Annotated in this window: 32 protein-coding genes; 30 read left to right on the forward strand and 2 right to left on the reverse strand. The window is 62.7% G+C overall.

What is annotated here, in order from left to right:
* Window positions 1-38 precede the first annotated feature (38 nt).
* From rplV to map, 17 genes are all read left to right on the forward strand, one after another.
* The gene (rplV, locus tag ABFX29_RS08225; RefSeq protein ID WP_055239351.1) at window positions 39-404 is read left to right on the forward strand and encodes a 50S ribosomal protein L22; all 366 of its coding nucleotides are present in this window, start codon (window positions 39-41) and stop codon (window positions 402-404) included.
* Complete coding sequence (gene rpsC, locus ABFX29_RS08230) at window positions 405-1232, forward strand: 30S ribosomal protein S3 (protein ID WP_055239352.1); 828 nt, start codon at window positions 405-407, stop codon at window positions 1230-1232.
* Window positions 1233-1649: a 50S ribosomal protein L16 gene (gene rplP / locus ABFX29_RS08235; protein WP_055239353.1), complete on the forward strand. Its 417-nt coding sequence runs from the start codon at window positions 1233-1235 to the stop codon at window positions 1647-1649. It begins immediately after the preceding gene.
* A 2-nt stretch (window positions 1650-1651) separates the two neighbouring features.
* The gene (gene rpmC / locus ABFX29_RS08240; RefSeq protein ID WP_055239354.1) at window positions 1652-1972 is read left to right on the forward strand and encodes a 50S ribosomal protein L29; all 321 of its coding nucleotides are present in this window, start codon (window positions 1652-1654) and stop codon (window positions 1970-1972) included.
* Window positions 1969-2274, forward strand: coding sequence for a 30S ribosomal protein S17 (gene rpsQ / locus ABFX29_RS08245; RefSeq protein WP_055239355.1), 306 nt, complete (start codon window positions 1969-1971; stop codon window positions 2272-2274). The genes rpmC and rpsQ overlap by 4 nt, the downstream gene beginning before the upstream one ends.
* 389 nt (window positions 2275-2663) lie before the next feature.
* Window positions 2664-3032, forward strand: coding sequence for a 50S ribosomal protein L14 (gene rplN / locus ABFX29_RS08250; RefSeq protein ID WP_055239356.1), 369 nt, complete (start codon window positions 2664-2666; stop codon window positions 3030-3032).
* Between the two features lie 3 nt (window positions 3033-3035).
* On the forward strand, window positions 3036-3395 hold the full coding sequence (gene rplX / locus ABFX29_RS08255) for a 50S ribosomal protein L24 (protein WP_055239357.1): 360 nt from the start codon (window positions 3036-3038) through the stop codon (window positions 3393-3395).
* On the forward strand, window positions 3395-3964 hold the full coding sequence (gene rplE, locus ABFX29_RS08260) for a 50S ribosomal protein L5 (RefSeq protein ID WP_066295909.1): 570 nt from the start codon (window positions 3395-3397) through the stop codon (window positions 3962-3964). Before rplX ends, rplE begins: the two co-directional genes overlap by 1 nt.
* An 86-nt stretch (window positions 3965-4050) precedes the next feature.
* Window positions 4051-4449: a 30S ribosomal protein S8 gene (gene rpsH / locus ABFX29_RS08265; protein WP_055239359.1), complete on the forward strand. Its 399-nt coding sequence runs from the start codon at window positions 4051-4053 to the stop codon at window positions 4447-4449.
* Between the two features lie 18 nt (window positions 4450-4467).
* Window positions 4468-5004 carry a 50S ribosomal protein L6 gene (gene rplF, locus ABFX29_RS08270; RefSeq protein WP_055239360.1) on the forward strand — a complete coding sequence of 179 codons (537 nt, stop codon included), beginning with the start codon at window positions 4468-4470 and terminating at the stop codon, window positions 5002-5004.
* 2 nt (window positions 5005-5006) lie between these two features.
* Entirely contained in the window at window positions 5007-5390 is a 384-nt protein-coding gene (gene rplR / locus ABFX29_RS08275) for a 50S ribosomal protein L18 (protein WP_091602676.1), read from the forward strand.
* Between the two features lie 29 nt (window positions 5391-5419).
* Complete coding sequence (rpsE, locus tag ABFX29_RS08280) at window positions 5420-6094, forward strand: 30S ribosomal protein S5 (RefSeq protein ID WP_176697540.1); 675 nt, start codon at window positions 5420-5422, stop codon at window positions 6092-6094.
* Window positions 6094-6306: a 50S ribosomal protein L30 gene (gene rpmD, locus ABFX29_RS08285; RefSeq protein WP_152227310.1), complete on the forward strand. Its 213-nt coding sequence runs from the start codon at window positions 6094-6096 to the stop codon at window positions 6304-6306. Before rpsE ends, rpmD begins: the two co-directional genes overlap by 1 nt.
* A gap of 1 nt (window position 6307) precedes the next feature.
* Entirely contained in the window at window positions 6308-6763 is a 456-nt protein-coding gene (gene rplO, locus ABFX29_RS08290; protein ID WP_055239363.1) for a 50S ribosomal protein L15, read from the forward strand.
* 251 nt (window positions 6764-7014) lie between these two features.
* Window positions 7015-8328: a preprotein translocase subunit SecY gene (gene secY, locus ABFX29_RS08295; protein ID WP_091602684.1), complete on the forward strand. Its 1314-nt coding sequence runs from the start codon at window positions 7015-7017 to the stop codon at window positions 8326-8328.
* Window positions 8325-8897 carry an adenylate kinase gene (locus ABFX29_RS08300; protein ID WP_152226479.1) on the forward strand — a complete coding sequence of 191 codons (573 nt, stop codon included), beginning with the start codon at window positions 8325-8327 and terminating at the stop codon, window positions 8895-8897. Before secY ends, ABFX29_RS08300 begins: the two co-directional genes overlap by 4 nt.
* 20 nt (window positions 8898-8917) lie before the next feature.
* Window positions 8918-9739, forward strand: coding sequence for a type I methionyl aminopeptidase (gene map, locus ABFX29_RS08305; RefSeq protein WP_152226481.1), 822 nt, complete (start codon window positions 8918-8920; stop codon window positions 9737-9739).
* Between the two features lie 30 nt (window positions 9740-9769).
* Here the strand turns inward: map and ABFX29_RS08310 are convergent, their stop codons facing one another.
* Together ABFX29_RS08310 and ABFX29_RS08315 are read right to left on the reverse strand one after the other, a co-directional pair.
* Complete coding sequence (locus ABFX29_RS08310) at window positions 9770-10576, reverse strand: cytochrome c oxidase assembly protein (RefSeq protein WP_152226483.1); 807 nt, start codon at window positions 10574-10576, stop codon at window positions 9770-9772.
* A complete protein-coding gene (locus tag ABFX29_RS08315) occupies window positions 10576-11052 on the reverse strand; it encodes a DUF2243 domain-containing protein (protein ID WP_152226485.1) in 477 nt (158 codons plus the stop codon). Before ABFX29_RS08315 ends, ABFX29_RS08310 begins: the two co-directional genes overlap by 1 nt.
* A gap of 260 nt (window positions 11053-11312) precedes the next feature.
* On the opposite strand from ABFX29_RS08315, the gene ABFX29_RS08320 reads away from it, so the two are divergent.
* The 13 genes from ABFX29_RS08320 (at window position 11313) to rpsI (ending at window position 21076) form a co-directional block, all read left to right on the forward strand.
* Window positions 11313-12311, forward strand: coding sequence for a carbohydrate ABC transporter permease (locus ABFX29_RS08320; RefSeq protein WP_152226487.1), 999 nt, complete (start codon window positions 11313-11315; stop codon window positions 12309-12311).
* Window positions 12308-13183, forward strand: a complete 876-nt coding sequence (locus ABFX29_RS08325; protein WP_387015105.1) for a carbohydrate ABC transporter permease — start codon at window positions 12308-12310, stop codon at window positions 13181-13183. The genes ABFX29_RS08320 and ABFX29_RS08325 overlap by 4 nt, the downstream gene beginning before the upstream one ends.
* A 68-nt stretch (window positions 13184-13251) precedes the next feature.
* Window positions 13252-14634, forward strand: a complete 1383-nt coding sequence (locus ABFX29_RS08330; RefSeq protein WP_152226489.1) for an ABC transporter substrate-binding protein — start codon at window positions 13252-13254, stop codon at window positions 14632-14634.
* A complete protein-coding gene (locus ABFX29_RS08335) occupies window positions 14631-15380 on the forward strand; it encodes a glycerophosphodiester phosphodiesterase (RefSeq protein WP_152226491.1) in 750 nt (249 codons plus the stop codon). The genes ABFX29_RS08330 and ABFX29_RS08335 overlap by 4 nt, the downstream gene beginning before the upstream one ends.
* 209 nt (window positions 15381-15589) lie before the next feature.
* Window positions 15590-15811, forward strand: coding sequence for a translation initiation factor IF-1 (infA, locus tag ABFX29_RS08340; RefSeq protein ID WP_055239372.1), 222 nt, complete (start codon window positions 15590-15592; stop codon window positions 15809-15811).
* 71 nt (window positions 15812-15882) lie between these two features.
* Window positions 15883-15996 carry a 50S ribosomal protein L36 gene (gene rpmJ, locus ABFX29_RS08345; RefSeq protein ID WP_012397712.1) on the forward strand — a complete coding sequence of 38 codons (114 nt, stop codon included), beginning with the start codon at window positions 15883-15885 and terminating at the stop codon, window positions 15994-15996.
* A gap of 181 nt (window positions 15997-16177) precedes the next feature.
* Window positions 16178-16555, forward strand: coding sequence for a 30S ribosomal protein S13 (gene rpsM, locus ABFX29_RS08350; protein WP_055239373.1), 378 nt, complete (start codon window positions 16178-16180; stop codon window positions 16553-16555).
* 67 nt (window positions 16556-16622) lie between these two features.
* Complete coding sequence (gene rpsK / locus ABFX29_RS08355; RefSeq protein ID WP_055239374.1) at window positions 16623-17024, forward strand: 30S ribosomal protein S11; 402 nt, start codon at window positions 16623-16625, stop codon at window positions 17022-17024.
* A 183-nt stretch (window positions 17025-17207) separates the two neighbouring features.
* On the forward strand, window positions 17208-18218 hold the full coding sequence (locus ABFX29_RS08360) for a DNA-directed RNA polymerase subunit alpha (protein ID WP_152226493.1): 1011 nt from the start codon (window positions 17208-17210) through the stop codon (window positions 18216-18218).
* 65 nt (window positions 18219-18283) lie between these two features.
* The gene (rplQ, locus tag ABFX29_RS08365) at window positions 18284-18850 is read left to right on the forward strand and encodes a 50S ribosomal protein L17 (protein ID WP_152226495.1); all 567 of its coding nucleotides are present in this window, start codon (window positions 18284-18286) and stop codon (window positions 18848-18850) included.
* Between the two features lie 37 nt (window positions 18851-18887).
* Window positions 18888-19817, forward strand: coding sequence for a tRNA pseudouridine synthase A (locus ABFX29_RS08370; protein ID WP_152226497.1), 930 nt, complete (start codon window positions 18888-18890; stop codon window positions 19815-19817).
* A 278-nt stretch (window positions 19818-20095) separates the two neighbouring features.
* Window positions 20096-20539: a 50S ribosomal protein L13 gene (rplM, locus tag ABFX29_RS08375; RefSeq protein WP_055239378.1), complete on the forward strand. Its 444-nt coding sequence runs from the start codon at window positions 20096-20098 to the stop codon at window positions 20537-20539.
* A 39-nt stretch (window positions 20540-20578) separates the two neighbouring features.
* Window positions 20579-21076 (forward strand): 30S ribosomal protein S9, encoded by a 498-nt coding sequence (gene rpsI, locus ABFX29_RS08380; RefSeq protein WP_091602713.1) that lies wholly within the window; start codon window positions 20579-20581, stop codon window positions 21074-21076.
* Window positions 21077-21123: the final 47 nt, after the last annotated feature.

Genomic DNA, 21123 nt, shown 5'->3' on the forward strand with positions numbered 1-21123 from the left:
GCGCTGCTCTTTCGGCAGAAGACGAGAGAAGGAAAGCAATGGAAGCCAAGGCAATTGCGCGTCATATCCGCGTAACGCCTATGAAGGCCCGGCGCGTCGTCAACCTTGTTCGTGGCAAGCAAGCGAATGAGGCATTGGCAATTCTGAAGTTTGCCCCCCAGGCAGCTTCGGAGCCGGTATTCAAGGTAGTTCAGTCGGCAATGGCCAACGCACGTGTCCTCGCGGACCGTGACGGCGTGGCCTTCGACGAAGGTGACCTCTACATCAGCGAAGCATTCGTTGACGAAGGACCCACCATGAAGCGGTTCCAGCCGCGGGCCCAGGGCCGCGCCTACCGCATCAACAAGCGGACCAGCCACGTCACCGTGGTTGTCGCAACCCCCGAGAACGAGGAGGACCGTTAAGTGGGACAGAAGGTAAACCCGCACGGGTTCCGACTCGGCATCACCACTGACCACGTTTCGCACTGGTTTGCTGACAGCAACAAGCCGGGCCAGCGTTACAAGGACTTCGTCCGCGAGGACATCAAGATCCGTCAGCTGATGTCCACCGGCATGGACCGCGCCGGCATCGCCAAGGTTGAGATCGAGCGCACCCGCGACCGTGTCCGTGTGGATATCCACACCGCACGTCCGGGCATCGTGATCGGCCGCCGCGGCGCCGAAGCAGACCGCATCCGCGGCGAGCTCGAAAAGCTCACCGGCAAGCAGGTCCAGCTGAACATCCTCGAGGTCAAGAACCCCGAGATGGAAGCACAGCTGGTTGCCCAGGGTGTTGCAGAGCAGCTCTCTTCCCGCGTGGCTTTCCGCCGTGCGATGAAGAAGGCAATCCAGTCCGCACAGCGTGCAGGCGCCAAGGGTATTCGTATCCAGTGCTCCGGCCGCCTGGGCGGCGCTGAAATGAGCCGCTCGGAGTTCTACCGCGAAGGCCGTGTGCCCCTGCACACCCTCCGCGCGAACATCGACTACGGCTTCTTCGAAGCCAAGACCACCTTCGGCCGCATTGGTGTGAAGGTTTGGATCTACAAGGGCGACGTCACTTCCAAGGAACTGGCTGCACAGCAGGCTGCTGCACCGTCCCGCGGACGTTCCAACGACCGTCCGGGCCGCGGCCCGGCCGACCGTGGGGACCGTCGTCGTCGTAACGACCGCGGCGACAAGGCCGCCGCGCCTGCTGCAGAGGCTCCGGCCGCTGAGGCAGCTGCCCCCGCAGCAGAAGGAGGACAGGCTTAAATGCTTATCCCACGTCGAGTCAAGTACCGCAAGCAGCACCACCCGGGTCGTTCCGGCGCTGCAACCGGTGGCACCGCTGTCAGCTTCGGTGAATGGGGTATCCAGGCTCTCACGCCTGCATACGTAACCAACCGCCAGATTGAAGCTGCACGTATTGCCATGACGCGCCACATCAAGCGCGGCGGCAAGGTCTGGATCAACATCTACCCGGACCGTCCGCTGACGAAGAAGCCGGCCGAAACCCGCATGGGTTCCGGTAAGGGTTCGCCGGAGTGGTGGGTTGCAAACGTCAAGCCGGGGCGGGTTCTGTTCGAACTCTCCGGTGTTTCCGAAGAGGTAGCTCGCGAGGCACTGCGCCTGGCGATCCATAAGCTGCCGTTGAAGGCACGCATTGTGCGTCGCGAGGGTGGTGAATAGCAATGGCTATCGGTTCAAAGGAACTTGCAACTGATCAGCTGGACGGGTTCGACAACGAGCGTCTCGTTGAAGAACTGCGCAAGGCTAAGGAGGAGCTGTTCAACCTCCGCTTCCAGTCCGCCACCGGGCAGCTGGAGAACAACGGACGGCTCCGTGCCGTAAAGCGCGACATCGCCCGCATCTACACGGTGCTGCGTGAGCGTGAACTGGGAATTCGTCCCGAGGCAGTTGCTCCCGTTGAGGAAGCAGCCCCCGAGAAGAAGAAGTCCAAGAAGAAGGCTGCGGAGTCCGAAGCTGCGGTTGCCGAGGATGATGCCAAATGAGCGAAAACAAGAATGAGGCAGCAGTGACAACTGACGCAAACGGAGCCGATGCCCGCGGGTACCGGAAGACCGCTCGCGGCTACGTGGTCTCCGACAAGATGGACAAGACCATCGTCGTCGAGGTCGAAGACCGCGTGAAGCACGCACTGTACGGCAAGGTTCTTCGCCGCACCGAGAAGCGCAAGGCCCATGACGAGCAGAACGCTGCCGGCATTGGTGACCTGGTGCTGATCGCCGAGACCCGCCCGCTGTCCGCTACCAAGCGGTGGCGCCTGGTCGAGATCATCGAAAAGGCCAAGTAGCCAAAGGCCGTAAGGCATTAGCTGCAAAGCACATAACAGGCCGGAGCGTGTGCCGGGGGAGAGGCTGCAAAGCAGCTCCTTCGGCACACAGGCGCCGTCCACAGCGTCAGGGCCCCGGCGGCGGAATCATTCGATTTCGTTTCCGGGGCCCTTTCGCGGTAAACTTGAAATCTTGTCTGTGTGGTGCGGAAGCATGTCCTCTTTCGGACGCCCTTCCTCACCGCCGAATAAGGCAAAAGCCCGATAATCTTGTTCAGCATGGTGCTGCGGCTTGCGCTGCAGAGCGGCCCGGAGGGGCCGGTGCTGAGTACCAGTATTACGGGGTCCACCCATATCCGTTCCGCAAGGCTCAGGAAGACTGAGAACCGGCGCGACGACAGGAGTAATAAGTGATTCAGCAGGAGTCGCGACTGAAGGTCGCCGACAACACGGGTGCCAAGGAAATCTTGACCATCCGCGTTCTCGGTGGATCCGGCCGTCGCTACGCAGGCATTGGCGACACCATTGTTGCCACCGTCAAGGATGCAATTCCCGGCGGCAACGTCAAGAAGGGCGATGTGGTCAAGGCCGTCATCGTCCGTACCAAGAAGGAACGCCGCCGCCAGGACGGTTCCTACATCAAGTTCGATGAGAACGCTGCAGTGATCTTGAAGAATGACGGTGACCCCCGCGGTACCCGTATCTTCGGCCCGGTCGGCCGCGAACTTCGCGACAAGAAGTTCATGAAGATCATTTCGCTGGCTCCGGAGGTGCTGTAGATCATGGCAAAGATCAAGAAGGGTGACCTGGTTCAGGTCATCACCGGTGCCAAGGCTGAGCGCGGCGGAGACCGCGGCAAGCAGGGCAAGGTTCTGAAGGTTTTCCCGGAGACCAACCGCGTGCTCGTTGAGGGCATCAACCGCGTCACCAAGCACACCAAGGTTGGCCAGTCCTCCCGTGGTTCCAAGACCGGAGGCATCGAGGTTGTCGAGGCCCCGATCCACGTTTCCAACGTGGCCGTCGTGGATCCCGAGACGAAGAAGCCCACCCGTGTTGGCTACCGCACCGAAATCGTCGAAAAAGACGGCCGGACCCGCACTGTGCGCATCCGCGTCGCCAAGGGCTCTGGGAAGGACCTCTAATGACTGAGACTGTCACCAAGATCGTTCCCCGTCTGAAGACCCGCTACGCAGCGGAAATCAAGAAGACTCTGCAGGACGAATTCAACTACGCAAACGTCAACCAGGTTCCGCGCCTCGTCAAGGTCGTTGTGAACATGGGTGTTGGAGATGCCGCCAAGGACTCCAAGCTCATTGACGGTGCTGTACGCGACCTGACGGCCATCACCGGCCAGAAGCCGCAGATCACCAAGGCACGCAAGTCGATCGCACAGTTCAAGCTGCGCGAAGGCATGCCGATCGGTGCGCACGCTACGCTGCGCGGTGACCGCATGTGGGAATTCGTGGACCGCCTGGTCACCCTGGCGCTTCCGCGTATCCGCGACTTCCGCGGCCTGAGCGGCAAGCAGTTCGACGGCAACGGCAACTACACGTTCGGTCTGACCGAGCAGTCGATGTTCCACGAAATCGATCAGGACAAGATCGACCGCGTACGCGGCATGGACATCACCGTGGTTACCACCGCAAAGACCGATGACGAGGGACGCGCGCTGCTGAAGGCGCTCGGCTTCCCGTTCAAATCCGAAGATTAATTACTACGTAAAAGGTCTGTTGCTTAACGCAGGGCACGCTCGGCGCCGAGCAGCAGAAACCGTTACGAGGGAGGGCTAGAGCCCACATGACAATGACAGATCCTGTCGCAGACATGCTTACGCGTCTGCGCAATGCAAACTCGGCATACCACGACACCGTGTCCATGCCGTACAGCAAGCTGAAGGCACGCGTTGCCGACATCCTGAAGGCCGAAGGCTACATCGCCGGCTGGAAGGAAGAAGAGGCACAGGTTGGCAAGACGCTGACCCTGGACCTCAAGTTCGGTCCGAACCGCGAGCGTTCGATCGCCGGCGTACGCCGCATCTCCAAGCCGGGCCTGCGTGTATACGCAAAGTCCACCAACCTGCCGCGCGTTCTCGGTGGGCTGGGTATCGCCATCCTGTCGACGTCGTCAGGTCTGCTGACCGACCGCCAGGCCGCCAAGAAGGGTGTGGGTGGGGAAGTCCTCGCCTACGTCTGGTAGCAGGGAAGGGAAAGAATAATGTCACGTATTGGACGTCTGCCCATCTCTGTCCCCGCCGGTGTCGACGTTGCCATTGATGGCAACACCGTCACGGTCAAGGGTTCCAAGGGCGAGCTGAGCCACGTTGTGCCCAGCCCGATCTCGGTTTCCATGGACGAGAACACCATCACCGTCGCCCGCCCCAATGACGAGCGCGAATCCCGTTCCCTCCACGGCCTGACCCGCACCCTGATCTCCAACATGATCACCGGTGTGACCGAAGGCTACAAGAAGGACCTGGAAATCGTTGGCACCGGTTACCGTGTGCAGGCCAAGGGCTCGGACCTCGAGTTCGCCCTGGGCTACAGCCACCCGGTATCCGTGAAGGCTCCGGAGGGCATCACGCTCACCGTTACGGGCCCGACGAAGCTCACCGTTTCCGGCATTGACAAGCAGCAGGTGGGCGAGGTTTCCGCCAACATCCGCAAGCTGCGCAAGCCTGACCCCTACAAGGGCAAGGGCATTCGTTACGCCGGCGAGATTGTCCGCCGCAAGGTCGGAAAGGCTGGTAAGTAATCATGGCCATCAGCATCAATAAGAAGCGCAATTCCAAGAGCAAGTCCGCTTCCCGGAGCCGCCGCCAGCTGCGGATCCGCAAGCGCATTGCCGGCACCGCGGCCCGTCCGCGCCTGGTCGTCAACCGCTCTGCCCGCCACGTATTCGTCCAGGTTGTCGATGACAGCCGCGGCGTAACCGTTGCATCCGCGTCCACCATGGAAGCAGACCTGCGTTCCATGGAGGGCGACAAGACTGCCAAGTCCAAGCGCGTCGGCGAGCTCGTTGCCGAACGCGCCAAGGCTGCCGGCGTCGAAGCCGTGGTGTTTGACCGCGGCGGCAACCGCTACCACGGCCGCATCGCGGCTGTCGCAGACGGCGCACGCGAAGGTGGGCTGGCACTGTGACCGAGGCAAACAAGGAAAAGGAAAATCAGGTGACTGAAGCTACATCTGCTGAGGCAACTGAGACCAAGGAAACCGCTGCCGCAGGCAACGACGACCGCCGCGGCGGCCGCCGGGGCGAGCAGCGCTCTGACCGTGGAGGCCGTGACCGCGGCGGACGCGGCGGACGCGACGGCGGACGCAATGATGACAAGGACAAGTTCATTGAACGCGTCGTGACCATCAACCGCGTCGCCAAGGTGGTCAAGGGTGGTCGTCGCTTCAGCTTCACCGCCCTGGTTGTTGTCGGTGACGGCAACGGCATGGTCGGCGTTGGCTACGGCAAGGCAAAGGAAGTTCCCTCGGCTATCGCCAAGGCAGTCGAGGAAGCGAAGAAGTCCTTCTTCCGCGTTCCCCGCATTGCCGGCACCGTCCCGCACCTGGTGCAGGGCGAGGCAGCCGCAGGCGTCGTCCTGCTCCGTCCGGCTTCCCCGGGTACCGGCGTTATCGCCGGTGGTCCGGTGCGTGCCATCCTCGAGTGCGCCGGTATCCACGACGTGCTTTCCAAGTCGCTGGGTTCCTCCAACGCGATCAACATCGTGCATGCCACGGTTGACGCGCTGAAGCGCCTCGAAGAGCCCCAGGCCGTGGCTGCCCGCCGTGGTCTGCCGCTGGACGAAGTTGCTCCTGCAGCGATGATCCGCAACATGCAGAAGGCTGGTGCATGATGACTACTCCGAAGCGCGTTGCCGTCAGCTCGGCACAGCTGGAAATCACCCAGATTAAGTCCACCATCGGTGGTAAGCAGAATCAGCGCGACACGCTGCGTTCACTCGGCCTGAAGCACATCGGCGACACCGTCGTCCGCAGTGCAGATGCCGTGACCGTTGGCATGATCAACACGGTTCCGCACCTCGTGAAGGTTGAGGAGGCGAAGTAACATGGCCGAAGATAACAAAGCTCTGAAGGTCCACCACCTGCGTCCTGCTCCGGGTGCCAAGACGGCTAAGACCCGTGTTGGCCGCGGTGAAGGTTCCAAGGGTAAGACCGCTGGCCGCGGTACCAAGGGTACTGCCGCCCGCTACCAGGTCAAGGCCGGTTTCGCAGGCGGGCAGCTGCCGCTGCACATGCGCCTGCCGAAGCTGCGCGGCTTCAAGAACCCGTTCAAGGTCGAGTTCCAGGTTGTAAACCTGGACAAGATCTCCGAACTGTTCCCCGAAGGAGGCGAGGTCACCGTAGAGGCCCTCGTTGCCAAGGGTGCCGTGCGCAAGAACCAGCCCGTCAAGGTGCTCGGCACCGGCGACATCACCGTCAAGGTTGATGTTAAGGCGGATGCGTTCTCTGCAAGCGCCGCTGAAAAGATCGCTGCAGCAGGCGGATCGACCACGGCGCTCTAAGCACCGTGTTCTTCCGCGCACTCACCGAGCTGCCGGCCCCGGGTTTCCCCGGTGTCGGCAGCTGGTTGTGCGCCTGCCAGCATGACACTAAGCTCCCGGAAGGCCCTCAAATGGCCGGCCGGGGGCTTGGTGCCTTTAACGCTCCCGCCGCTGTTATGTTCAATAACGCAACAGCGGCCCTGAGCGGATAGACTCAGGTTTTGTTCGAGTCCCGCCGGGACTCATTTCCACACTTTTCTTCAGGAGGACGCTTGCTTAGCGCTATTGGCCGGGCTTTCCGGACGCCAGACCTGCGACGCAAGCTGTTGTTTACGCTGGGAATCATCACTATCTTCCGCATGGGTGCTTTTATCCCGGCCCCGGGTGTTGACTACGGCAATGTGCAGCAGTGCTTGGCTCTTGGTGCCACCTCGGGTGGCCTTTACGAGTTCGTAAACCTCTTCAGCGGCGGCGCCCTGCTGCAGGTCTCAGTCTTCGCCCTCGGCATCATGCCGTACATCACCGCCAGCATCATCGTGCAGCTGCTGCGCGTGGTGATCCCGCACTTCCAGGCACTCTACGAGGAAGGGCAGCAGGGCCAGTCCACGCTCACGCAGTACACCCGCTACCTGACCATCGCCCTGGGCCTGCTCAACGCAACCACCGTCGTATCCCTGGCACGCTCCGGTGCACTGTTCAACAACATGTGCTCCGTGCCGATCATCCCGGACGACAACATCATCACCATCCTGCTGCTGATCATCACCCTGACGGCCGGCACCGGCCTGATCATGTGGATGGGCGAGCTGGTGACGGAAAAGGGCGTCGGCAACGGCATGTCCCTGCTGATTTTCACCTCGATCGTCGCGAGCTTCCCCAGCGCCCTCGGCGCCATCCTGACCGCGCAGGGCTGGACCATCTTCCTCGGCGTGATCGCCATTGGCATTGTCACCGTTGCGCTCGTGATCTTCGTGGAGCAGTCCCAGCGCCGCGTTCCCGTGCAGTACGCCAAGCGCATGGTTGGCCGCCGCACGGTCGGCGGGACGAACACCTACATTCCGATCAAGGTCAACATGGCCGGCGTGATCCCTGTGATCTTCGCGTCCTCCATGCTCTACCTGCCGTCGCTGCTGGCCCAGTTCAACACCCCGTCGGATGGATCCGCTCCGCCGGAATGGGTTGTCTGGATCAACAACTACCTGACGTCAGGCGACCACCCGCTGTACATGGCCGTGTACTTCCTGATGATCGTGTTCTTCACGTACTTCTACGTGTCGATCACGTTCAATCCCGAAGAGGTCTCGGAAAACATGAAGAAGTACGGCGGGTTCATTCCCGGCATCCGTGCCGGGCGCCCCACCGCCGAATACCTGCAGTACGTGCTCTCCCGCATCACCCTGCCCGGCGCCATGTATTTGGGCATTGTTGCCCTTATTCCGCTGATTGCCCTGGTGCTGGTCGGGGCAAACCAGAACTTCCCGTTCGGCGGAACCTCGATCCTCATCATGGTTGGTGTGGGACTCGAGACGGTCAAACAAATTGACGCGCAGCTCCAGCAGCGTCACTACGAAGGGTTATTGCGATGACACGTCTGCTCATTATTGGGCCTCCAGGTGCCGGCAAGGGAACACAGGCAACACGCATCTCCGAACGCCTCGGTGTCAGCGCTATCTCCACCGGCGATATCTTCCGCCACAACGTGAAGAACATGACCCCGCTGGGCATCGAAGCGAAGAAGTACATCGACGCCGGAAACTTCGTGCCGGACGAGGTCACCAACAACATGGTGCGCTCCCGCCTCCTGGAAGAGGACGTCACTGACGGTTTCCTGCTCGACGGCTACCCGCGCACCGTTGCGCAGGTCGAGGAACTCGATGACATCCTTGCAGCCAGCGGAGACAGCCTCGACGCTGTGCTGCTGCTGACGGCCGACGACGAGGAACTGGTTTCGCGCCTGCTCCGCCGTGCGGAGATCGAAGGCCGCGCTGACGACAACGAGGAAGTCATCCGGCACCGGCTGGAGCTGTACAAGCAGCAGACAGCCGACGTCGTCGCCCGCTACGAAGAGCGCGGAATCGTGACCCGCGTTGACGGCCTCGGAGACATCGACGAAGTCACCGAGCGTGTCATGCAGGCACTCAAGCAAACCAGCTAGAACAGACAGAAGGCGAGACGTTGGCCCAGCCGCGGATCCAGTACAAGACGAACGCCCAGATGCGCACCATGCGCGAGGCAGGCCTGGTGCTTATCAAGGCACTGGACGCGGCGGTCGCCGCCGCCCGGCCCGGCATCACCACGGCGGAGATCGACAAGGTCTTCGCCGCGGTGCTGGCCGAGGCCGGGGCGACCTCCAACTTCCTCGGGTACTACGATTTTCCGGCCACTATCTGCACCTCGGTCAACGAGGAAGTGGTGCACGGCATCCCGGGAAACCGGGTGCTGGCGGACGGGGATATCATCTCGATCGACGGCGGCGCCATCGTGGACGGATGGCACTCCGATTCGGCGCGAACCGTAATTGTCGGCAACGCTGATCCGGAAGACCAGCGGCTCTCCGATGTCACTGAGAACGCCATGTGGCACGGTATCGCAGCTGCTGCCAAGGGACGTTTCGTCGGTGACATCGGTGCAGCCATTGATGACTACGTGAGTTCCGTTCCGGGGAAGCCCCTGGGCATCCTCGAGGACTACGTGGGCCATGGCATCGGATCGGAAATGCACCAGGCCCCGGATGTGCTGAATTACCGGACCAGCCACCGCGGCCCGAAGCTGAAGCCGGGTATGTGCCTGGCAATCGAGCCCATGCTTGTCCGTGGTGGCATCGAGACCGTGACGCTGGAAGATGACTGGACAGTGGTGACTACCGACGGCGCGCGGTCCTGCCAGTGGGAGCACACCGTTGCCATCCATGAGAAGGGAATCTGGGTCCTCACGGCTCCCGACGGCGGTGCCTCGCGGCTTGCGCCGCTGGGCGTCACGCCGGTTCCCGTTCCCTAGGGCAGTGTGCCGGGAGGGCCTGTTCCGCGATCAGCGGGACGGGCCCTTTTGCGTTGCAGGGGAAGGCACCTCCGCGGCCGGCGAGGGCTCCCGTGGAGTTGACCGGCGGTACCACTGAAGGCAGAAAACAATCATCACCGCCAGTTCCACGGCACCGCCGGCGTAGTACATGGCCATTGCGCCGGCCTCGGCTTCACGGGAAGGATTTCCTGCGGGCGGCTGCGCATACAGCGACTTGGCCAGGATGTTATGGGCTGCTGCGGTAAGGACCAGGACGCCGGCCCGCAGCCGCAGGCCGGCGCGGTGGGGATTCGGGTCGCGCCCGATCAGCGCCGCGGTCCACAGGTACCCGGCTGCCACCACATGGAATGTCACCAGCCAGTGCACCGGTGCGTAAGTGCGCATCGCCTCAAAGAGCGGAGTCCGGAACATCAGGTACATGCCGCCGAAGTTCAGGACGGCAGCGGTAACCGGGTGGGCGAGGAAGCGTGCGGGCGGGCTGCGAAGTATTCGCACTGTGCGCCGGGCAGGTCCCTTATCCATCACCCGTAGTGTCAGGGTCAGTGGACGGGACAGGACCAGAAGCAGCGGAGACAGCATTCCGGCGACCACGTGGGACAGCGCCAGCCAGGTGAAGTCGGCGTGCGCCAAGGCGGGCAGCGGTCCCAGGACCGTCACCAGGGCAAGGGCAATCCCCAGGACAAAAAGCACGGTCCGGCGCGCGGGCCAGTGGACAGCCCGAACAGAACGTGCGCCGGACACGTAGGCCACGGCAGCTGCAATGGCCGGGAGCAGGAAGAAGGCCTCTGCCGGAAAAGCGCCCGAGGAGTGGTGCATTAGCGCTGGCGCGCTGCCGCGAAAACCGGGCGCGTGCGGACGAGCAGCCGGATGCCAACGCCGAGCATAAGCACTGCAAGGGTGTTCCAGGCTAGGTCGTAAGGCAAAAGCTCAACGTCGTAGCGGATCTGATGGAGGGTCAGCAGCTTGTGCTGGATAGTGCCGTCGTAGAGCTGGAAGGCACCGGCGCCCAGGAGCACTGCACCGGCCCAGCGGGCAGGAACCAGCACCCGGTGGCGGCGCAGGTCGGCGAAGAGGAAGAGGCCTGCAACTATGGCGAACCAGCCGAATGCGTGGAACAGGCCGTCGGAGAACAGGCCAACAGAAGCAGTGGATTTGTCATAGAAGTGATGCCACTGCAGCAGCTGGTGGAAGACCACCTCGTCGAGGAACGCTGCGACGCCAATACCCACCAGGGTTCCGGACAGCACGTTCCTGCGGGCCGGCTTAAGTACTGCGGTAGTGGGGGAATTCATGGCCCCGACCTTAGCAAATGTGCTTGGGCCAGGCAGCAGGCCCGGGGCACAGCGACTCGGACGGCCAGCAAGAACCGCGCCGTGCGACGGAGTTAGCACTGGGGCCTTGTCACAAAATGAACGCTCGCTTAACGCCTGCTGAAAGCAGTTCCAACGGACGCTGAAGTCTTCTCCGCTTGGTCCGTTTGGGCCCGTTTGATGCCGATCCAATACCTACGCTGAAGGCGTCAACCAGCTCCCGACGAAGGTTTGCACCTGTTATGTCATCCACCACTTTGTCCCCGCCGGGGCAGGCCGGGACCACCGGCCAGGGAACCGGATCTGTTCCGGACAGCCCGCCTCCAGGCCGCAGCCGGACTTCGCACCGGCCTGCTGCCCGGCGCCGGAACAAAACCTCCAACTGGCTACTGTTCGCTTTGCTGGCCGGACCGAACATCGCCCTGCTGCTGGTCTTCACGTACAAGCCGCTGCTGCAGTCCCTGTACTACTCAACACTCCAGTGGAACATCGGGTCGGCGGTTGCCCGGCCGGTGGGGCTGCGGAACTACACCGACTGGCTGAGTGCGCCCGGTACGCCGCAGGTCATTGGCGTCACTGTCGTTTTCACGCTGGCCACTGTGGGCGGAGGCATGGTCATTGGCCTCGCACTCGCCCTGCTCCTGAACAGCAGGCTAAAGCTCAGGGGAGCGGCGCGCACCATCATCGTGGCGCCTTATGTGCTCTCCGGCGTAGCCGTCGGCCTGCTGTGGCTCTTCGTTTTCGACCCGAACTTCGGGGTCACATCCGCGCTTCTGCAGGCTGTGGGCCTGCCCTCGCCGGACTGGTACAACGATCCGGGCTACTCGCTGGCCATGGTCATCATCGTCTACCTCTGGAAAAACGTGGGCTACGTAGCCCTCATTTATCTGGCGGGCTTGCAGGCAATTCCCAGGGACCTGCTCGAGGCCGCGTCCCTGGACGGGGCAGGACGAGTGAGGACCCTGCTGGGTATCACCCTTCCGCTGCTCGGGCCCATCACCTTCTTCCTCTCGGTGACAACACTGCTCAGCTCCCTGCAGTCCTTTGACATCATCCAGGCCATGACCAAGGGCGGGCCCCTCGAAGGCACCACCACCATGATGTACCAGATCTACCAGCAGGGGTTCGTGGCCGGAACCGCCGGATACTCATCCGCCATCGCCACGATCCTGTTCCTGGTGCTCCTGGCCATCACCCTCCTGCAGCTGAAATTCGTTGAACGGAAGGTGCACTACTCGTGAGCACCGTACTGACCCCCGCCCCGCCTGCCAGCGCCCAGCCAGGCCCCGGCACACGGCGGAAGATCTCCGCTGGCGGCTACACAGCCATGGCCGCCGCAGTGGCCGTGATGATCCTGCCGCTGGTCTGGATGATGCTGGCCAGCTTCAAGGAACCGGATGAGATCTATACGGTTCCGATCCAGTGGCTGCCTGCCGGCTGGGACCTGTCCAACTACGCAGCTGCCTTGGAACGTGTGCCCTTCGGCTCCTTCTTTGCCAATTCACTGCTCGTGACGGTCATTGGAGCCGGCCTGAAGATCTTCCTGGGCTTGACCACAGCGTATGCGCTGGTGTTCGTGGACGTGCCGTTCAAGAAGGTGTTCTTCGCCGTCGTGATTTTCGCCCTGCTTATTCCGCAGCAGATCGTGATCATTCCGAACTACACACTGGTGGCCGAACTCGGCTGGCTGAACACCTACCAGGGCATCATCCTGCCCGGACTGGCTAGCGCCTTCGGAACCTTCCTGTTCCGCCAGCACTTCCTTTCACTGCCGCCGTCGGTCATGGAAGCCGCAGTGCTCGACGGCGCCGGCCACTTCCGCAGGCTGTTCCAGTTTGTGGTTCCCATGTCCGCGCCGACGATCGCCGCCGTCGCCCTGGTCTCAGTGGTCAACGAATGGAACGAATACCTCTGGCCCCTGCTGGTGGTGGACCGCGCGGAAATGATGACGCTGCCGGTGGGGCTCACCCTCCTGCAGAACAACGACGGCGTCACCAACTGGGGCGTGCTGATGGCCGGAACGGTACTGGTCACCGTGCCCGTCCTGGCCCTGTTCTTTGTCCTCCAGCGGCGGATCGTCTCCGGTCTGACTGCAGGCGCCGTAACCGGCTGATCCCGTTCCACCCACCCCAAAAAAACATCCCGATCCGCACAGCATTCCGCATCAATCCGAAGGAAATCATGAAGAATCGTCTTGCCCCTGCCCCTGCCGTTGCCGCAGCCGCCCCTGCAGGCCTGTCCCGCCGGAACATCCTTGCCCTGGCCGGCATCCTGGGCGGTTCTGCCGCACTGGCCGCCTGCGGCGGGCCGTCCACCGCCGGCACACCGGGAGCGGCGGAAACAGCGGGCACCGACTGGGCGTCCGTGACCCCCGCAAGGAAAATCACCTGGTGGTCAAACCACCCCGGAGCTTCCAAGCCGATCGAAGAAGAACTCATCCGCCGGTTCACCGCGGAAACCGGAATCGGAGTTGAACTGGTGACCGCCGGCGCCAACTACGACGAGGTTGCCCAGCGCTTCCAGGCCTCAGCCGGCACCAACAACGTGCCCGACCTCGTAGGCGCTTCCGACGTCTGGTGGTTCCGCTACATGATCAACGGCCAGATCCTCCCGGTCGACGACGTGGCGGCGCACCTGGGAATCGACACCGCGGACTACAACACCGGCCTGTACAACGACTACGAGTTCAACGGAAACCACTGGGCCTTCCCCTACGCCCGTTCCACACCGCTTTTCTACTACAACCGCGACCTGTTCAAGGCGGCCGGACTGCCGGACCGTGCCCCGAAGACCTGGGACGAATACAACTCCTGGGCGCCGGCACTCGCAACAGCGAACGGCGGCGCGGTTCCCATGGCACTGGGCTCAGACACTTCCTGGTCCGCCTGGTGGTTCTGCAACATCATGTGGGGTCTGGGCGGCCAGTACTCCCAGGAATGGAACATCACCCTGGATGATCCCAAGACCCTGGAAGCCGGGGAGTTCCTGCGCCGGATGATCCACCAGGACAAGTCCGTAGCCGTCTCCTCTGCGGACTATGTTGCCGACTTCACCGCCGGCGTCAGCACCTGCACCATTGCCTCCACGGGATCACTGAGCGGCATCATGGAAGCTGCCACGTTCGACGTCGGCACGGGCTTCCTGCCCGAAGGGCCTGCAGGCCCGGCATGCCCCACCGGCGGCACCGGCATTGCCATCCCTGCTGATATATCCCCGGAGCAGCAGCTGGCCGCAGCCATGTTCCTGAAATTCATCGGTGAGCCCGAGCAGACGGCGTACTTCTCCGCCAACACCGGCTACATGCCGGTGCGTACTTCCGCCGCGGACGGCGCCGAGATGCAGGCGGTCTACGCCAAGGCACCGCAGTTCCGCACCGCCGTCGACCAGCTGGCGACCACCCGGGTCCAGGACTGGGCTCGTGCCTTCGTTCCCTCCGGCGACCAGCACTTGACCACGGCACTGGAGAAGATCATGCTTCAGGACACACCCGCAGCGGACGCATTTGCCGCCGCAGCGGCAGCCATTGCCAAGTCCTTTGAGCAGAACGTTGAGCCGTACCTGTGACCCTGGTGAATATCGCGCACCGAGGCAACTCCGCGCACACACCTGAAAACACCCTGGCCGCCTTCGCCTCTGCGGCGGCGGCCGGGGCCGGGATGATCGAGACAGACCTGCAGCTCAGTGCTGATGGCACCGTAGTGCTGATCCATGACGAGACCCTGAACCGGACTGCCGGACGGAACGGCCGCGTAGCGGACCTCACGGCGTCCGAGCTGCAGAGTGCAGACGCCGGATCCTGGTTCTCCCAGGACTATGCAGGGGAGCGCGTGCCGGTCCTGGCAGACCTGGTGGACTTCGCCGGCGGGCATCCGGAGCTGGGCTGGCTGCTTGAATTCAAGGGGGAGTGGAACCCGGACCAGGTTGCCGCTGCGGCAGGTACCCTGCGGGAAGCGGGGATAGCCGGGCGCTGCGTGCTCCAGGGTTTCTCGCGGCACACGGTTCGAAGCCTGCACGCGGCCGCGCCGGACATCGACCGCGGGCTGCTTCTGCCGGCCGCACCGGAACCTGCCGGGGAAGGGACGCTCCTGGAATTCCTGGCAGAAACCGCAAGCTCATATTGCAACCCCCACGGCGGGGTGCTGCAGGCATCTCCGCACCTGGTTTCCGTGCTGCAGGCCGCCAACGTCAAAGTCCTTGCCTGGACGCTGAACGAACCGGCCCAGTGGGAGCAGGCGGCCGCCGCGGGTGTGGACGGGGTCATTACCGACCGTCCCCAGGAGCTTGCAGACTGGTCCAGGACGTTCGCCTAAGCTGGAACCCCGTCGTGCCGCGGCCGGAACCGGATGCGGGATTTAACTTATCCGGGGCTGTGCCGTAGAGTTATCTGTTGGTTGTCTCTACATTCGTGCCCTTTTCCAACCGGCTTCCGCCAGCTGGGACGGCGCTTGGGGAGAGACCATCAAACACCAAAAACCGCCGCCTAAGGCAAATAAGGGCGGCACAGACGTTAGCGGAGGATATGGCCAAGAAAGACGGCGTCATAGAGATTGAGGGCTCGGTCAACGAAGCCCTGCCCAATGCGATGTTCCGCGTTGAGCTGGCCAATGGCCACATTGTGCTCGCACACATCTCGGGAAAGATGCGTCAACACTACATTCGCATCCTCCCCGGAGACCGCGTTGTGGTGGAACTTAGCCCGTACGACCTCACCCGAGGCCGTATCGTCTACCGCTACAAGTAACAACCAAGGCTCCGGTCCGCTCCTTCAGGAGGGGGCTGGAGTTCAACCCTGCAACCACGCAAAGGAAAACCATGAAGGTCCAGCCGAGCGTCAAGCAGATCTGCGATAAGTGCAAGGTGATTCGCCGTAACGGCCGAGTCATGGTGATCTGCGAGAACCCGCGCCACAAGCAGCGCCAGGGCTAAATAGCGGCTACTGTTCCGGCCCCCGCGGCCGGAACGCGCTCCCAGCCCACGCGTAGTAATTGAATATGAGCAGTACAGCGTCTGATACGCGTGACGCATACCCCCGGTACGGAGGCCGGGGACCTGGAAACAGGGACGTACTGCTTCAGACCTCCGGTAACACCAAAGGAGAACCGCCAATATGGCACGTCTCGCCGGCGTAGACATTCCCCGCGAAAAGCGGGTTGTCATTGCGCTTACCTACATCTACGGCGTGGGCAAGACCCGTGCAGAGCAGACCCTGGCAGAGACCGGCATCAGCCCGGACACTCGCGTCAAGGACCTCACCGATGCTGAACTCGTTCAGCTGCGTGACTACATCGAGGGCAACTTCAAGGTTGAGGGTGACCTCCGCCGCGAGGTGGCCGCCGACATCCGCCGCAAGGTAGAGATCGGCAGCTACCAGGGCATCCGCCACCGCCGCGGCATGCCTGTCCATGGCCAGCGCACCAAGACCAACGCTCGTACCCGCAAGGGCCCGAAGCGCACCGTTGCCGGTAAGAAGAAGGCCGGCCGCTAAATAACGCGGTCCAGGCCATGACCTGCACAGCCAGGTCACCTAAACCAAACTCTTTGTAGGAGAAGTAATGCCCCCCAAGACTCGTGGAGCGGTACGCAAGCCGCGTCGCAAGGATAAGAAGAATATCGCGCTGGGCCAGGCGCATATCAAGAGCACGTTCAACAACACCATCGTGTCCATCACGGACCCGACCGGTGCTGTTATCTCATGGGCTTCCGCCGGTGAGGTTGGCTTCAAGGGCTCCCGTAAGTCCACCCCGTTCGCCGCGCAGATGGCTGCTGAAGCCGCTGCCAAGCGTGCACAGGAGCACGGCGTCCGCAAGGTCGACGTCTTCGTGAAGGGTCCGGGATCCGGGCGCGAGACCGCGATCCGTTCGCTGCAGGCCACCGGCCTGGAAGTTGGCACCATCCAGGATGTCACCCCGAGCGCACACAACGGCTGCCGTCCCCCGAAGCGCCGCCGCGTCTAATTCGCATTCGTTGCCGGTGCCTGTGCCGCGCTTCGGTCTCCTGTACAGCAGGGGACCGGGCGCGGCACAGGCCCGGGTGCGAGGCTGCTAGCCGTCCAAGACGCGCGCGGGGTGTCCCCGTCGTCGTCGTTTCCACCATTTGTGTTGCGTCATATAGCGGACGCTCGCTGAAAGGAAATGCAAGTGCTCATTGCACAGCGCCCCACCCTCACTGAAGAAGTAGTAGCCGACAACCGCTCCCGGTTCATCATCGAACCGCTGGAGCCGGGCTTCGGCTACACGCTTGGCAACTCGCTTCGCCGTACGCTCCTTTCCTCCATCCCCGGTGCTGCCGTAACCAGCATCCGGATCGATGGAGTTCTGCATGAGTTCACCACCGTTCCGGGCGTTAAGGAGGATGTCACTGAGATCATCCTGAACGTCAAGAACCTCTCGGTGTCCTCCGAGCACGACGAGCCCGTCGTGGCCTACCTGCGCAAGCAGGGCCCCGGCGTCGTCACTGCCGCGGACATTGCTCCGCCGGCCGGCGTCGAGTTCCACAACCCGGATCTGCACATCGCCACCCTGAACTCGAAGGGCAAGTTCGAACTCGAACTGACCATCGAGCGTGGACGCGGCTATGTTTCCGCAAGCCAGAACAAGTCCGGCGACCAGGAGATCGGCCGCATTCCGGTTGACTCCATCTACTCGCCGGTCCTGAAGGTGACCTTCCGCGTGGAAGCCACCCGTGTCGAGCAGCGCACCGACTTCGACCGCCTGATCGTCGACGTCGAAACCAAGGACGCCATTGCACCGCGCGACGCTGTCGCCTCTGCAGGCACCACCCTGGTTGAGCTTTTCGGCCTGGCACGTGAACTGAACACCGCAGCTGAAGGCATCGAAATTGGCCCGAGCCCGACGGACGCCGCACTGGCAGCCGACATGGCCCTGCCGATTGAGGACCTTGAGCTGACCGTGCGCTCCTACAACTGCCTCAAGCGCGAAGGCATCCACACCGTGGGTGAACTCGTAGCCCGCTCCGAGGCTGACCTGATGGACATCCGCAACTTCGGTGCGAAGTCCATCGACGAGGTGAAGGCGAAGCTGGTTGAACTGGGTCTGTCCCTGAAGGATTCCCCTCCCGGGTTTGATCTGGCCGCCCACGCCGCAGCCATCGAAGAGGACGAGTCCGAGTTCTCGGACGACGAGCTCTAAACACGCAAAATCTTGCCGTAAGTGCCACGAGGTACTTCAGCGGCACCGTTTGAGGAGAAAATGTAATGCCTACACCCACCAAGGGTAAGCGCCTCGGAGGCAGCCCGGCTCACCAGCGCCTGATGCTGGCGAACCTGGCAGCCCAGCTGTTCGAGCACAAGCAGATCACCACCACGGTGACCAAGGCCAAGCGCCTGCGCCCGTACGCCGAGCGCCTGATCACCTTCGCAAAGCGTGGAGACCTGTCTTCCCGCCGCCGCGTCCTGGCTCTGATCTCTGACAAGGGCCTCGTTCACGAGCTCTTCACCGAGATCGCACCGGCCGTTGCACAGCGCGACGGCGGCTACACCCGCATCACCAAGATCGGCAACCGCAAGGGCGACAACGCTCCCATGGCCGTCATCGAACTGGTGCTGGAACCGCTTTCCGCCAAGCAGTCCGTCGTAGCAGAGGCATCCACCGCTGCTGCTGCCGCTGCTCCGGTTGCCGAGTCCGCCGATTCGGCTGACTCCAGCGATTCCGCTGAGTCTGCAGACTCCGCAGAGTCCGCTGATTCCGCAGAGTCCGCTGATTCAGCAGAGTCCGCTGACTCTGCTGATGAAGCTGCTGAGGAAACCGAAGAGAAGAAGTAATTCTCTGATTTCAACGCTGTGCCCTTAATATTGGGGTATGACGATCGAGAGGCCCGCTGTCCCTAACCCGGACGGCGGGCCTCTTCGTGTTCGGCTGGACCTCTCCTACGATGGAGGACCCTTTGCCGGCTGGGCCACCCAGCCAGGCCTGCTGACAGTTCAGGGGACACTGGAGACTGCCCTGGCGGTCCTCTTCCGCCGTCCCGTGCGTGTCACGGTAGCGGGAAGGACCGACGCTGGAGTTCACGCACGCGGCCAGGTGGTCCACTTTGACGCCACGGCCAATGAATGGGCGGCCCTTGCCCGGAGCACGGACCTTCAGCCTGCAGAAGCCTTCAAACGCCGCCTGCGCGGGGTCCTGAACCGCGAGCTGACAGTGCCCCTCAAGGCAGCCGGCTTGTCCCGGCGCGCAGTCGAGGCCATGGCCGGTGCCGTCGAGGTCCATGAAGCATCAATCGCGCCGGAGGGCTTCGACGCCCGCTTCTCGGCGCTGTGGCGCCGCTACAGCTACCGCATCGCGGACCGCCAGCAGGACTGGGATCCGCTGCAGCGCGGCATCATCCTGTGGCATAAGACGGAGCTGGATGAAGCAGCCATGAACGAGGCCGCTTCGGGCGTGCTCGGCGTGCAGGATTTCCTTTCCTTCTGTAAACCCCGTGAACGTGCCACGACTATCCGTGAACTGCAGGAGTTCGAGTTCACCAGACGGGACGACGGCATCCTCGAAGCACGGCTGAAGGCGGATGCCTTCTGTCACAACATGGTTCGGTCCCTGATTGGCGGAGCGCTGCTCGTTGGCACGGGGGAGAGGCGTCCGGGGTGGCTGGCCGAGCGGATGTTCGCTCGGATCCGGGATTCAAAATCCAAGCTGGCCCCGCCCCACCCGCTGGTCCTTGAAGAAGTGAAGTACCCGGGAGCCGCAGAGCTCAGTGCCAGGGCGGAAACAACACGGGCACTCAGGGAATAGAATGGTCCCAGGCAGTGGCATGCCTGCCGGGACTTTGACCAGACCCGGCAAGCAGGCTATTGTTTATAGTCGTTGTGCGTGTCCTACCTCGATAGGCCTATGCCCACGGGAGCGGCTCAGTTGCAGAGCCACCTGGCCCCGGGGAGATAGCCGAGATCTCAGGACCACTGGTTAATTCAGTCCTCACCTGACCATCCGGTAACGCATAGAGAAGCTGCACTGCGTATGGCATCCATACGCGGCGCGCCACCTAAGAAGAAGAAACGAAGGCAAAAACCGTGCGTACGTACACCCCGAAGCCCGGCGACATCAACCGCCAGTGGCACGTCATTGACGCCACCGACGTTGTCCTAGGCCGTCTTGCCAGCCAGACCGCAACACTGCTGCGCGGAAAGCACAAGCCGACCTTTGCTCCCCACATGGACATGGGCGATTTCGTCATCATCATCAACGCTGAGAAGGTTGCCCTGACCGGCGCCAAGCTCGAACAGAAGCGTGCCTACCGCCACTCGGGTTTCCCGGGCGGCCTGTCCTCCGTCAACTACGCCGAACTGCTGGAGAAGAACCCGGTGCGCGCAGTTGAGAAGGCCATCCGCGGCATGCTGCCCAAGAATTCCCTTGCTGCACAGCAGATGGGCAAGCTGAAGGTGTACAAGGGTGCCGAGCACCCGCACGCCGCCCAGCAGCCCAAGACCTTCGAAATCACCCAGGTCGCCCAGTAGTTCTGGCCCGCCAACTAAGAAATTAATTCAAGGAGAATCGTGGCTCAGAACACTGAAGAGCTGAATGAAAACACCGAGGAGCTCACCAGCTACACCTCGGAAACCCCTGACGCTGCCGAATCGGCCGTCAAGGAACGCCCGGCCCTGACCGTTGCAGGTTCCGCAGTTGGCCGCCGCAAGGAAGCAATCGCCCGCGTGCGCGTTGTCCCCGGCACCGGCAAGTGGATCGTTAACGGCCGCGAACTGGCTGACTACTTCCCGAACAAGCTGCACCAGCAGGAAGTTAATGAGCCGTTCAAGCTCCTCGACCTCGACGGCGCCTACGACGTCATCGCCCGTATCCACGGCGGCGGCGCCTCCGGCCAGGCCGGCGCACTGCGTCTCGGCGTGGCACGCTCGCTGAACGAGATCGACCGCGAAAACAACCGCCCGGCACTGAAGAAGGCCGGCTTCCTGACTCGTGACGCCCGCGTCATCGAGCGCAAGAAGGCTGGTCTCAAGAAGGCCCGCAAGGCGCCTCAGTACTCCAAGCGCTAAAACGCGCCTACCCAATCGGCTGCCGCTGGCGCGTCAGCCGATTGGGG

It is taken from the genome of Arthrobacter gandavensis (assembly GCF_039528575.1).
Taxonomy (GTDB): domain Bacteria; phylum Actinomycetota; class Actinomycetes; order Actinomycetales; family Micrococcaceae; genus Arthrobacter_B; species Arthrobacter_B citreus_B.